The sequence below is a fragment of the Sphingorhabdus sp. EL138 genome, assembly GCF_900258045.1.
In the GTDB taxonomy this organism is placed as follows: domain Bacteria; phylum Pseudomonadota; class Alphaproteobacteria; order Sphingomonadales; family Sphingomonadaceae; genus Parasphingorhabdus.
The window spans coordinates 898,182-911,517 of record NZ_OGVD01000004.1; the positions used below are offsets into that span (position 1 = coordinate 898,182).

Consider the following 13,336-nt stretch of genomic DNA (forward strand, 5'->3'; position numbering starts at 1 on the left):
GCAGACGTTGAACAATCGCCGTGCGGTCTAGTAGCGTTCGATATATCTGATCTGGGTAAAGCTGTTGTCATTATGCGCCTCAACCACACAATTGCGTCCCCCAGCTTTGGCCTCGTATAAAGCTGAGTCAGCCCGGCGTAAGGCCATAGCAAAACTCTCGTCCTCAAGGATCAAGGCTATACCAAAACTGGCAGTTATCCGATCTTCCGGCGCAATCTCCGGGTGAACGATCATCCCGATCGATAACCTCAGATGTTGCGCCACAATCAGGCGATCTCCCGACGTTACTTTGTCGAGGATTACGATAAATTCTTCGCCGCCGATGCGCCCTACCTTGCCCAGATTGCCAGTGACTCTCTGTAGAACTGATGCTGCTCGTGTCAGTACATTGTCACCGGTTTCATGGCCAAAATTGTCGTTTACCTTCTTGAATTCGTCGAGATCGACAATCATTACCGCGCGGTCTGACATATCGTTTTTGCTGAGTTCTTTGCTGATAAACTGGTCCAGTCCACGCCGATTCATAAGGCCGGTAAGTGGGTCGATCGTGGTTGCCAATTGATATTTGAGGATGATGTTATGGCCGACCACTATCAGCATAACGACACCGCATGCCAATCCGCAAATGGCACTGGAGGCGTGCAATGCCATGGCATAGGCGGACCCTTGGTAGTTGGCGGCTGTGTGTGTTGCATCGAGGACGCCGTAGATCACATATGGCCGAAGGAAATAGATGAAACACAGTGCTGCGATCAGAAAGAACATGATATTGTCCAGCACGCCGCTGCGCTTCTTCCAGAATAGCGGTAACGCACAGGATAATATCAACCCCGCGGTCAAGGATGAGAAAATTGACCGCAAGATAATATCTGGGTCAACGAAGCTGAACCAGAGCAATGGCATCATTCCAACGCCTGCGATCCCGCCAATAGCGATCAACGGATACCGCGCTCTATAGTGAGCAAATATCGACAAGATCAGACCGATGCTGAAACACCAGAATATCAGCTTGGCAACCATATCCGAAATAACAGGATCCAAAAATGATCGACTGATATCTACCAGAAATGCCCCAAGGCCGCAGAGATAGGCGGAGGCAAGCCATCCGGCCATATGCTGTTTGCGATCATATAGATAGATGACCGCAAACACCGTGGCAAACAATGCCAGAATCACAACCATCAAGCTGCGGAAGATAAGGTTCGCTTCAATCATCCGATCATTAGACGGAAAAACAGGGTTCTGTTTAAGGGACGGCAGATACCAATCCTAAAGGTGGAGCACGTCCTTAAAGGCGTTTCGCAATCCATCGTACAATTAGGCGAAATCGCCCCTTAAGATAGTAAACGGACGACCGTTATAAATACAGTGTTTCAGGACTTCGATCATAGCAACAATGGCGACGGCCCTCGCACAACAATTGAGCCACTCTTTTTATCCACTTCAGAATAAGGTAAAATTAAATGGTCGGTAATGTTCAAACGGCTGAGTTTGGAGCCTTTAATGGCAGCAACGGGGAAATCGACCAGGAACGTCGGAAAAAGGAACGTCAGCTCACTGTTTTTCGCCTGGCAAAAATCGTATCCGGCACGGCTGAAGGTTGGGGCTTCATAAAAAATATCTCGGGCAGCGGCGTCATGATCGAGATACATCCCAGCTTTGAAATGGGAGACACCGCAACAGTTGCTTTGACTGATGACGTGGCACTTACCGGGAGCATACGCTGGCGCAAAGACGCATTGGTGGGCATGCAATTCCAAAATGAAATCAACGTGAATGAACTGCTCGCAAGCTTGCGGGTCCACAATAAGTACCAACTCTCTCGGTTACCGCGGGTGCACATGCGGCAAGCCATAGTTTTCAGGATCGGTTCAACTTTGGTCAAAGCCGAAATCTGCGATATTTCACCCGCCGGAATCCGGATTGATGCTGATTATCTGTGTGAAGTTGGCAATCAACTGACATTGGTTGTTCCACAATTGGGTGACATAACCGGTACCGTCAGGTGGCAAAAAGGATCGGAAATCGGGATTAAATTCCATAAACGGGTTTCCGTTCCCCAGATTACCGATTGGTTGGCGAACTTTTATACCACGGAAACAAAACCTGAATCAGGGCGTGGGGTTGAACTGGGTTAAGCGACTTTGGGCTTTCTCAAGGATGTTTGCTTTATCTTGAAAGCGGAAATTGAACGCTAAGTTTAGACTGTCGACATTCCGCTCATCGCGATTGTTTAACTGCAATAACGTAGACATGCGTTTCAGGATATTGATCAAGTTCCATGTGCATCAGCGACAAGCCGTTGTCCAAGAGGATCCTGATGTTTTCAGTTATCCCGATCGTGCTGTAATAAAAGGTGTCGTTACACCATTCACTTTCGCCACCGCCTGACCCATCGCCAAAAGTATATATCAACACCCCATCCTCGTTCAAAAGCTGGCATAGCTTTGTAAGAACTGGCTTTTGCATGTCGAGAGGTAGATGAAAAATACTGTCCCAAGCAATGATGAAGTCGAACTTTTTTGATGTTTCCCACGAACTGATGTCTTGATGAATAAAATCTTCTTCAGGATGATTTTGCGAAGCCAGTCGTATCATTTCTTTGGATACGTCCAGACCGGTAACCTTGTATCCATTTGATTGCAAAATACGGATAAACCGCCCGCCAGCTCCGCATCCTACATCGAGAGCTGAACCGCCATCTGGCGCAAAACCAATCGCCCTTTTGAACTGTTCCACTCCGTAGCGGGAACTATTGTGACGATCATTCCACCACTGTGCAATTTTGTCATACTTCTCGCCAAGAACCGAGGGTTCCATAATCTTGCATCCTCAACCATGTTGTGCATGCAGAGAACGCCGCTATTCCGTTTTTGCCTTCGCTGCCGCCTTCTTAGCCGCTGGTTTCTTCTTCGCTGCGGGTTTTTTCTTCGCCGCAGCCTTCTTCTTAGGTGCCGCCTTCTTCCTGCGCTTTTTAGCTGGGCCTTTCGCCGCGCGATCATCAATCAACTGCGCCGCTTCTTCCAGTGTCAGCTGATCCTTGTCCACCGTCTTGGGCAGCGACGCGTTGGTTGTGCCATCGGTGACATAGGGACCGTAGCGGCCATCCATCAGCTTGATTTCTTCTTCGGTGCGCGGATGTTTGCCCATGATCTTTAACGGCTCAGCGCCTCTACGGCCGCCTTTACCGTTTTTCGCTGCATCTGCGAGCTTCGCAACCGCCGCGTTCATTCCGATTTCAAACACCTCCATAGTATTTTCAAGCCGTGCGGACTTGCCGTCGTGGCTTAAATAGGGACCATAGCGGCCTATCTGCGCGTTGACTTCCTTGCCCGTCTCCGGGTGCATGCCGACTTCGCGTGGCAGGGAAAGCAGTTTTAATGCCCATTCCAGGCCAAAATCTTCCGCCGGCACATCTTTGGGGATGGAAGACCTTTTTGCTTCCTTACCCTCGCCGCGCTGAACATAGGGGCCAAAGCGGCCGACCATTTTGGTGATTTTTTCATCCGTATCGGGATCGATGCCCAAGTCCTGCGGGCCTTCATCCTCGTCAGCATTGGCTCCGCCGCCTTGGGCAAAACGGCGCGTATATTTGCAATCAGGATAGTTGGAACAGGCGACAAACGCCCCAAAGCGGCCACCGCGTAGGGCCAGCTTGCCCTCGTTACAGCGAGGACATAGGCGAGGATCGCTGCCGTCTTCTTTTTCCGGGAACAGATAAGGCTCCAGAAATTTGTCGAGTTCCGCCGTAACTTCGGACGGCAGTTTCTCCATGACTTCGGCTGTCTTGGGTTTGAAATCATACCAGAAGGCTTCGAGAATCTTCTGCCATTCTGCTCGGCCACCGCTGACTTCGTCCAGCTCATCCTCAAGTTCTGCCGTGTATTCATAAGCGACATAGCGTTGGAAAAATCTTTCTAGAAAACCTGTTAAGAGACGTCCGCTTTCCTCTGCAAAGAAACGATTTCCTTCGGTTCGGATATAGGCGCGATCTTTGAGCGTTTTGATGATCGAGGCATAGGTAGAAGGACGGCCAATGCCGAGTTCTTCCATCTTCTTGACCAGGCTTGCTTCGCTGTAACGCGGAGGAGGCTGGGTGAAATGCTGATTGGCTTCGACAGATTTTTTCGCCGGGCTGTCACCTTTGGACATAGCTGGCAACAAGCCGCCATTTTCATCTTTGCTGTCGTCGCGGCCTTCTTCGTAAAGTGCCATAAAGCCGGGAAATTTCACAACCTGCCCGGTTGCGCGCAGACCGGTCTGACCGGTACCGTCGAGCATATCGATCGTTGTGCGTTCCAGGCGCGCGGCGGCCATCTGGCTGGCCATAGCGCGTTTCAGGATCAGGCTGTAAAGCTTCGCATGATCACCGCTGCCCACACTGTCGCGGGTAAAGCTGGTTGGACGGATGGCTTCATGGGCCTCCTGAGCATTCTTGGCTTTGGACTTGTAGACACGAGGCTTGTCCGGGACATAGCTGGCGTCATAACGATCGGAAATCGCCTTACGCGCGGCAGAGATGGCGCTGTCATCCATCTGTACGCCATCCGTACGCATATAGGTAATCGCGCCATCTTCATAAAGCTGCTGAGCAATCCGCATGGTGTGGCTTGCCGAATAGCCGAGTTTACGCGCCGCTTCCTGTTGTAAGGTTGAGGTTGTAAACGGCGGCGGCGGATTGCGGGTAAGTGGCTTGGTTTCAACTGTTTCAATCGTGAACAGGCCGTTTTCAACCGCTGTTTTGGCAACAGTTGCTTCGGCCTCGTTGGACAGATCCATCTTGCCAAGCTTTTTACCCTGATGGATGGTCAGACGGGCTTCAAATGCCTGACCGCCCTGCTCCATCTGTGATGTGACCGACCAATACTCTTGTGGATTAAAGACTTCGATTTCGCGCTCACGCTCGACGATCAGGCGCAAAGCTACGGATTGGACCCGGCCAGCGGATTTGGCGCCGGGTAGTTTGCGCCACAGTACGGGTGACAGCGTGAAACCGACAAGATAATCCAATGCACGGCGGGCGCGATAAGCGTCAATCAGGTCATCATCCAACGTTCGTGGATGGGCCATGGCATCCGTAACCGCCGATTTTGTAATTGCGTTAAAAGTGACCCGATCGACTTTTTCAGGCAGCGCCTTTTTCTTCTTCAAAACCTCAAGCACGTGCCAGCTAATCGCTTCCCCTTCCCGATCAGGGTCGGTCGCGAGAACGAGGCGGGTCGCCTTTTTGGATTCGTCGGTAATCGCTTTCAGCTGCTTGGTCTTGTCCGAATAAGGCTGCCAGACCATGGAAAAACCATCGTCCGGGTCAACCGAGCCGTCTTTGGGCGGCAAGTCGCGGATATGGCCGTAAGAAGCCAGTACCTTGAAATCCGAACCCAGATATTTTTCGATTGTTTTCGCTTTGGCGGGTGACTCAACGATTACTAATTGCATATTTTCCGATTTTCATTTGTCTCACGTATACGCGCGAGGCTGTTGCACAGGTTGGACGTTCGTCAAGCCCTTGATCGACGAAAATGCCATTTAGCCGAATTTTGAAGGATTTCAACTAGGCAAACTTACGCGGGCACCAGCATGGCGGGTCAATCGACCTGCCAGCTCAAGCTCCAGCAAAATCATCTGTACCGACGAAGCGGATAGGCCGGATTGCCGGACCAGCTCATCCACTGATACCGGCGTCATGCTCAGCAAATCGGCTAGAGCCTGCCGTGCTGCGTCATCAATGTCTTCAGGCGGTGTTTCCCTTAACTTCGTTCCATCACCTGTATTGTCAAACAGGTCATAGGGCATGTTTGCGCCCGCTGCCTGGTCATCAAAATGGCTGATGAGCTCCAGAACATCTTCCGCCGACTGAATCAGGATGGCACCCTCCCGGATCAGGCCGTTGCAACCCCGAGAGCGTGGATCAAGCGGTGATCCGGGAACTGCCATGACATGGCGTCCCGCCTCGGATGCCAGACGCGCTGTAATCAAGGAACCGGACTTGGGCGCGGCTTCAACAACCACTGTGCCTCTTGTCAATCCGGCGATGATACGGTTGCGATAGGGAAAATGCCTTGCCTTGGGCTCGGTGCCGGGCGGTTGTTCTGCAATCAGCAGGCCATCTCGCGCGATCTGTTGTTGCAGCCCTTCGTTCTCGGGCGGATAATGAACATCTATTCCGCCAGCGATGACCGCAACAGCCGATTTGGCAAGCGACCCCTGGTGTGCCGCGGTGTCTATTCCCCTCGCCAGACCGGAAACCACCGTTATGCCTTCCGACATAAGTGCGTTCGCAAGATCTCTGGCAAAGCGGCATGCGGCGGCAGAGGCATTGCGGGCGCCGACGATTGCAACGGCGGGATGGCTGAGCAGGGAGAGATTACCACGGTAAATCAGCGCGGGTGGCGCGTTGCTCAGTTCCGCAAGCAGAAAGGGATAGTCGGGGTCGCCCAGAAAAATATAGCGCGCTCCGAGTTTTTGGACCCTGTCCATCTCCCGTTTGACAGCGCCCCGTTCGGCAAGGCGCGGTGCCCTGCCCCCGCCTCGTGCTGCCAGTTCGGGAATCATGTCCAGCGCCTTCGCGGCGGAGCCATAGCGGTGGATCAACTGAACATAGCTGACCGGGCCGATATTGGCGGATCGAATCAGCCGCAGCCGATCAAAATCGTCATTCATCTTACATACCGTGTAACGGTTAGGGGAAGTCAGGAGGCTCCGACTTTGGGTTCTTCGCCTGCCAATAGTCGCTCGACATTAGCGCGATGCTTCCAGATTACAAGTAATGCGAAACCTATAAACATCGGGGTCCATGAATAATGGGCGGTTATTACAGCGGCTATAGGGACTGAGACGGACGCCAGCATGCCACTGACCGAAGAATAGCGCAGAATTACTAGGGCTGCGATCCATGTAACGGCAAAGACTATACCCAATATAGGGTCTAATGCGGCAACAATGCCCAGCAAGGTAGCCACGCCTTTGCCACCTTTGAATTTCAGCCAGACAGGGTAGAGGTGCCCCAAAAATGCACCCATTCCGGCCAATACGCCCAATCCGTCCGAAAAACTCGCTGCAACAAGCACTGCCGCGGCCCCTTTGCCAACATCCAGCAACAGCGTCAGCGCCGCAATCGCCTTGTTACCAGTCCGTAAAACATTGGTCGCACCAATATTCCCTGACCCAATCGTCCGAAGATCTCCGCTGCCCGTTAACTGTGTTAACAGCAGGCCAAAGGGTATCGATCCCAGCATATAACCGAAGAAAACAGCCAAAATTGGTTCAATCCACATGGATTGCATCGTACCAAATCCCCTTTGATTTCCGAGGGCTATCTGTAAGAAGGTCTTTGAGCAAGGGTTTTGCGTTGTAAAAACAGGTAAGATCAACCAGTTGTAAGATCAGTCGATGCGGTTGAAGAACGCGCTTACCTTAGTTAAGGGCCGAATAATGACAGGCAATCAAGCAAACATGGCCGGCCCGCTTCTATTCTTCGATACGGGTGTAGGAGGACTGTCAGTCCTTCGCGAGACAAAGAAATTGTTGCCCACAGCACCGATCATTTATGCCGCTGACTATGCAGGCATGCCATATGGCATGAAATCCGAAGACGAGCTTTCTACCAGAATACCTCTTTTGCTTGGCCGGCTTGTTGAACGCTACAAACCGCAAATGGTCACGATCGCATGCAACACTGCGTCCACCATCGCGCTTGATGTGGTTCGATCTGTCCTCGACATTCCGGTCGTGGGAACGGTCCCTGCGATAAAGCCGGCCAGCCAAATGACGAAAACCGGAGTTATTGGCCTACTCGGCACGCGCGCTACGATTCGTCAGCCCTATGTCGATCGTTTGGCCTCAGAATTTGCAGCTGACAAAAAATTGATACGATTTGGCGCCTCTGATCTGGTGCATGCTGCCGAAGCAAAACTGCGTGGTGAGATACCCGATAGCACCCTTATTGAGGCCGCGGTTGCGGGCTTGACCGAACAACAGGATGGCGAAAAGATAGATACGGTCATTTTAGCCTGTACTCACTTTCCATTGGTGCAAACGGAATTGCAAAAATCTTTTGTAAGAGACATTCAATTTATCGATGGTTCACAAGGAATTGCGAGACGAATTGCATATCTTAGCCGCGGCGTCAGTTGGCCAGAAACCTCTGAAAACGGTGTGTTTGTGACGACTGGTGATTTGGAGAAATTGCCGCCTTATCAAAATAGCTTGGATGAATTTGGGCTCACAAAACTGGAAGCCTTATAGCCAAATAGCTTATTGCGAATGGTTCGCGCTGGAAATTCGTTGAAAAGGCCGTTATTGGGCTTTTTTGAGGGATCGCTTGATAGAAAAATGACACGGGAAATGGTGTAAAGTGAACTACGATAAGGTTTTTTCTCAAGCGATTGACCGCCTTCATAGTGAAGGTCGCTATCGTGTTTTTATTGATATATTGCGAAACAAAGGGACCTTTCCCAACGCGCGCTGCTTCGCGCATCATAATGGCCCAAAGCCGGTTACTGTCTGGTGTTCCAATGACTATCTGGCGATGGGTCAGCACCCGGATGTCATCTCTGCAATGGAAGAAGCTTTGCATGATGTGGGCGCCGGTTCAGGCGGCACTCGCAATATCGGTGGCAATACGCACTATCATGTTCAGCTGGAAAGTGAATTGGCTGATTTGCACGGAAAATCTGGTGCATTGCTCTTTACATCCGGTTATGTTTCAAACGAAGCCACTCTGTCGACGCTGACCAAAATTCTGCCCGGTTGTATTATTTTCTCCGACGAATTGAACCATGCATCGATGATTGCGGGTATCAAGAATAGCGGTTGTGAGAAACGCGTGTTCCGTCACAATGATCTGGAGCACCTTGAAGAGCTGTTGGCTGTGGAAGATCCAGACGCTCCCAAACTGATCGCCTTTGAAAGCATCTATTCCATGGATGGCGATGTAGCACCGTTACATGCTATCTGTGATCTGGCTGACAAGTATAATGCACTAACCTATTGCGATGAAGTCCATGCTGTAGGCATGTACGGAAACCATGGCGGCGGCATTTCAGAGCGGGACGCAGCGGCAGACCGTATCACAATTATCGAAGGTACGCTGGCCAAGGCAGTAGGTGTGATGGGTGGCTACATCACCGCCGATCAAAAGATTATCGATGTAATCCGTTCCTACGCACCGGGCTTTATTTTCACCACCAGCCTGTCACCGGTTCTTGTTGCAGGCGCCTTGGCAAGTGTGCGGCATCTAAAAAAATCAAATGCAGAGCGTGATGGCCAGCAGGCGGCTGCGCAATTGCTGAAAACCATGTTCTCTGACGCGGGTCTACCTGTGATGGACTCTACCACTCACATAGTCCCGCTGTTGGTGGGTGATCCAGTCAAAGCCAAGAAGATCAGCGACATCTTGTTGGCTGAATATGGTGTTTACGTTCAACCCATCAATTATCCAACGGTTCCAAGAGGTTTGGAGCGCTTGCGCTTTACGCCTGGCCCGGTCCACACTGAAGAAATGATGGCCGAACTTACCAAGGCTCTGGTTGAGATCTGGGGCAGAATGGAATTGCAACTCGCAGCCTGATTGCGTTGCACTGGAACTTTTTGAAGTTCTGGCGCTATAGATGGGTATGGCTAAGTCATCCCATTGGATAGAACCTCACCCCCACGGCATCTACATCAAACCCGCAGACGCGTGGATTGATCCTTCCCGCGCGGTTTCACGTGCGTTGGTCACGCACGGCCATGCTGATCATGCGCGAGGTGGTCATGAAAAGGTTTGGGCTACTCCAGAGACTCTGGCAATCATGAACCTCCGTTATGGGACTAACGTCGGTGAACCAGTGTCATATGGCGGAGGAATAGAGCTCGGCGGCGTCAAAATAAGTTACCATTCTGCAGGGCATGTTCTGGGGTCCGCGCAAATATTGATGGAGTATCAAGGTGAGCGGGTTGTTGCGACTGGAGACTATAAACGTCGAGCGGATCCGACCTGCGCTCCTTTTGAGGTAATACCCTGTGATATTTTCATTACCGAGGCCACCTTTGGACTCCCTGTTTTTAAGCATCCAAGCACAGATGTAGAAATCCAGAAATTACTGTCTGCAAAGGAAGCTCATCCTGAGCGTTGCATACTCGTTGGCGCATATGCGCTGGGAAAGGCGCAACGGGTCATTGGGGAGTTAAGAGCCGCGGGATATAATGACACAATCTATTTGCATGGTGCCCTGGAAAAAATGTGTACGCTTTATGGGGAGCTTGGCGTGGATCTGGGAGACATTCAACCGGTCATGGAGACCGAAAAAGAAGTCATGCGCGGACAGATCATACTGGCTCCGCCTTCTGCTCTTAACGACCGCTGGAGCCGCCGGTTACCGGATCCGGTAACTGCTATGGCGTCCGGTTGGATGCGCGTCCGGCAACGGGCCCGCCAACGCAATGTAGAGCTACCCATCATCATGTCAGATCATGCCGATTGGGATGAACTGACCCAGACTATCAAAGATGTATCTCCTACGGAAACTTGGGTGACACATGGCCGTGAAGATGCACTGGTCCATTGGTGTGCCCTGAACCAGATCAAGGCAAAAGCATTGGAGCTCGTGGGCCGCGAAGAGGAAGATGACTGACACATGCAGGATTTCTCAAACCTCCTTGATCGGCTCATCTATACCCGGTCTCGCAACGACAAGCTGGGTTTGATTAGCGCTTATCTGAAAAAGGCACCTGATCCTGATCGTGGCTGGGTTTTGGCAGGATTAACCGGCGAGCTGGACTTCCCGACTGTCAAAGCTTCTGCTGTCCGCAATATGGCAATGGAACGGGTCGATGAAACGCTATTTCGATTAAGTCGTGATTTTGTGGGAGACACTGCAGAAACAGTGGCGCTTATCTGGCCTGAGCAGACTGATAAATCGGTAGTCGGGATACCGACTGTAAGTGAAATTGTGGACGAATTGGCTTCCGTCAGTCGGTCTGATGCGCCGATATTGCTCGCTAATTTCATGGATAGGATGGGTTCTAATGAGCGTTATGCGTTGCTGAAACTGGCAACCGGCGGCATGCGTGTAGGCGTTTCGGCGAGATTGGCCAAAACTGCTTTTGCCAAGACTTATGACATGCCCGTCGAAGATATTGAAGAGGTCTGGCATGCGCTGCAGCCTCCCTATTCGGAACTATTTGCATGGGGAGAGGGCAAGGCTGATCGTCCGGACTTGACTGGTGTCCCGTTTTTTCGACCATTCATGCTAGCCCATCCGCTGGAGGACAGAACAATAGACCTGACGGACTATGCTGCCGAGTGGAAATGGGATGGCATTCGTATTCAGATTGTCGGCACCGGTCAGGAAACGAGACTGTTTAGCAGAGGAGGAGATGACATCACCCGGTCCTTTCCGGATGTTGCCGAAGCCTTTGCAGCAGTCGGCGTGCTGGATGGCGAGCTTCTGGTTCGAGGTGAATATCAGGGTGGCCAGGCGGCAAGTTTCAATGCTTTGCAACAACGACTCGGTCGCAAAAAAGTATCTGCAAAGATGCGGGCAGAATATCCGGCCTTTGTGAGGCTGTATGACATCCTGTTTGATGGTGAAACCGACTTGCGTGAGCAGAGCTGGATTGACCGACGAAGAGCGCTCGAAATATTCGTGCCAAAAATAAATACTGAGCGCTTTGACATATCAACCATATTGGAAGCGCGTGATTTTGAGCATCTGGGCGAAATCAGAGATGGTGCGAGAGATGCCGCGATTGAAGGCATCATGCTCAAACGAAAAGACAGTCCTTATATATCTGGCCGGAAAACCGGGCTTTGGTACAAATGGAAGCGCGATCCGCTGGTTGTAGACTGCGTGATGATGTACGCCCAGCGAGGTTCCGGGAAAAGATCATCTTTCTACTCGGACTATACGTTCGGATGCTGGACAGAGGATGGAGAGCTTTATCCTGTCGGAAAAGCTTATTCGGGTTTTACGGACGAGGAGCTGAAAATGCTCGACCGATTTGTCAGGCAAAATACGCTGGATCGTTTTGGTCCTGTCCGCGAAGTCGAAAAAACAATGGTTTTGGAAGTCGCGTTTGATTCCGTTCATGAAAGCAAACGCCATAAGTCGGGTTTGGCTATGCGGTTTCCAAGAATATCCCGCATCAGGACCGACAAGCCCGCTGAAGAAGCCGATCGGGTTGAAACCTTGCGAAAGATGATTTCATGAAAAAGCCTGCAGTGCATCTTCCGATGCCTGGCGATCATTTAAGATACAGAGGCAAACGCCAAAAAGTTTCGCCGAGGTCAGATTATATATGTCCTGAAACGCCAGACGGTCTCCACCAGGTGCTCAGACTATGACAGTTTACTAAAGTTTCAAGCATCTATTATTGTAGCAAACCGTTCCGGATCGACATTGCCACCGGAAATTGTAATCACTGTTCTGTCCGTTGCAGTTGCTTTGCCAGACAAAATCGCTGCCAAAGCCACTGCCCCTCCAGGCTCGACCACCAGACGTAATCTTTCAAACGCAACCCGCATTGCGTGATGCACCTCCGCTTTGGTCACAGCCACAGCATTAGCCTTCCGCGCTTTCAAAACATCAAAAGTCAGCGGTGAAACCAAAAGCGTCTGCAAAGCATCACATTCTGTGGGCGGCGGGTTATCCTGCACCGGGACAATGCTACCGCCCTCCAGCGATCGTTTCATATCGTCCCAGCCTTCGGGTTCAACAACCGTTATGTCCGCTTCTGGATTGACCAGTGATATCCCGGTCGCCAGTCCGCCACCGCCACAACATGCTACCAGATGGTCTGGCGGTGTTCCGGCCTGAGCAATCATCTGTTCCCGAATTTCGACACCGGTGCTGCCCTGCCCTTCAATAATCCACGGATCATCAAAGCTGGGAACAATAACCGCCCCACTCTCGCCGGCCAGCTCTGCCGCCAGTTGCTCGCGGGAATCGGCGAGACGGTCATAGGTGATCACCTCCGCACCAAGCTTCTTTGTATTCTCTAGCTTCGCCAGTGGTGCATCGGCAGGCATGATGATCGTTGCCCTGACTCTGAGGCGTTGCGCTGCCCAGGCCACACCCTGCGCATGATTACCGCTCGAAAAGGCCACCACGCCGCACTTGCGTTGATCTGCACTGAGATCGGTCAGACGGTGCCAGCCACCGCGTATTTTGAAGGCACCGATAGGTTGCAGGCATTCCGCCTTGCACCAGATTGTTTTGCCATCGACGGTCAGCGGCAATAGCGGCGTTTTGGGAAGAATATCTGCAACCTTGCCTGCGGCCCGCTCAACCCCCGCTGCACTGGGTTTGCGGGACGGGTCTAAAAGTAATTGCTCTGTCATGGCGTCCTTCTATAT

General features: G+C 51.6%; 11 protein-coding genes. 5 read left to right on the forward strand and 6 right to left on the reverse strand.

The window, feature by feature from the left end; translation table 11 throughout:
- Positions 1-27 precede the first annotated feature (27 nt).
- On the reverse strand, positions 28-1,215 hold the full coding sequence (locus DK507_RS14185; RefSeq protein WP_109356991.1) for a GGDEF domain-containing protein: 1,188 nt from the start codon (positions 1,213-1,215) through the stop codon (positions 28-30).
- Between the two features lie 248 nt (positions 1,216-1,463).
- Here DK507_RS14185 and DK507_RS14190 point away from each other — a divergent pair, with 248 nt between their 5' ends.
- Complete coding sequence (locus DK507_RS14190; RefSeq protein WP_109356992.1) at positions 1,464-2,138, forward strand: PilZ domain-containing protein; 675 nt, start codon at positions 1,464-1,466, stop codon at positions 2,136-2,138.
- Positions 2,139-2,220: 82 nt separating this feature from the next.
- On the opposite strand, the gene DK507_RS14195 is transcribed toward DK507_RS14190, so the two are convergent.
- From DK507_RS14195 to plsY, 4 genes are all read right to left on the reverse strand, one after another.
- Positions 2,221-2,820 carry a bifunctional 2-polyprenyl-6-hydroxyphenol methylase/3-demethylubiquinol 3-O-methyltransferase UbiG gene (locus tag DK507_RS14195; RefSeq protein WP_109356993.1) on the reverse strand — a complete coding sequence of 200 codons (600 nt, stop codon included), beginning with the start codon at positions 2,818-2,820 and terminating at the stop codon, positions 2,221-2,223.
- A 42-nt stretch (positions 2,821-2,862) separates the two neighbouring features.
- The gene (gene topA / locus DK507_RS14200) at positions 2,863-5,436 is read right to left on the reverse strand and encodes a type I DNA topoisomerase (protein ID WP_109356994.1); all 2,574 of its coding nucleotides are present in this window, start codon (positions 5,434-5,436) and stop codon (positions 2,863-2,865) included.
- Positions 5,437-5,547: 111 nt separating this feature from the next.
- On the reverse strand, positions 5,548-6,660 hold the full coding sequence (dprA, locus tag DK507_RS14205) for a DNA-processing protein DprA (protein ID WP_109356995.1): 1,113 nt from the start codon (positions 6,658-6,660) through the stop codon (positions 5,548-5,550).
- A 29-nt stretch (positions 6,661-6,689) separates the two neighbouring features.
- Positions 6,690-7,283 (reverse strand): glycerol-3-phosphate 1-O-acyltransferase PlsY, encoded by a 594-nt coding sequence (gene plsY / locus DK507_RS14210; protein ID WP_109356996.1) that lies wholly within the window; start codon positions 7,281-7,283, stop codon positions 6,690-6,692.
- Between the two features lie 148 nt (positions 7,284-7,431).
- On the opposite strand from plsY, the gene murI reads away from it, so the two are divergent.
- From murI to DK507_RS14230, 4 genes are all read left to right on the forward strand, one after another.
- Entirely contained in the window at positions 7,432-8,244 is an 813-nt protein-coding gene (murI, locus tag DK507_RS14215) for a glutamate racemase (RefSeq protein WP_174209047.1), read from the forward strand.
- A gap of 109 nt (positions 8,245-8,353) precedes the next feature.
- Positions 8,354-9,568 (forward strand): 5-aminolevulinate synthase, encoded by a 1,215-nt coding sequence (gene hemA / locus DK507_RS14220; protein WP_109356997.1) that lies wholly within the window; start codon positions 8,354-8,356, stop codon positions 9,566-9,568.
- Positions 9,569-9,614: 46 nt separating this feature from the next.
- The gene (locus tag DK507_RS14225; RefSeq protein WP_109357698.1) at positions 9,615-10,613 is read left to right on the forward strand and encodes a ligase-associated DNA damage response exonuclease; all 999 of its coding nucleotides are present in this window, start codon (positions 9,615-9,617) and stop codon (positions 10,611-10,613) included.
- 3 nt (positions 10,614-10,616) lie between these two features.
- On the forward strand, positions 10,617-12,191 hold the full coding sequence (locus DK507_RS14230; protein ID WP_109356998.1) for a cisplatin damage response ATP-dependent DNA ligase: 1,575 nt from the start codon (positions 10,617-10,619) through the stop codon (positions 12,189-12,191).
- A gap of 149 nt (positions 12,192-12,340) precedes the next feature.
- Here DK507_RS14230 and DK507_RS14240 read toward each other — a convergent pair whose 3' ends face one another.
- The gene (locus DK507_RS14240; RefSeq protein WP_109356999.1) at positions 12,341-13,321 is read right to left on the reverse strand and encodes a threonine/serine dehydratase; all 981 of its coding nucleotides are present in this window, start codon (positions 13,319-13,321) and stop codon (positions 12,341-12,343) included.
- Positions 13,322-13,336: the final 15 nt, after the last annotated feature.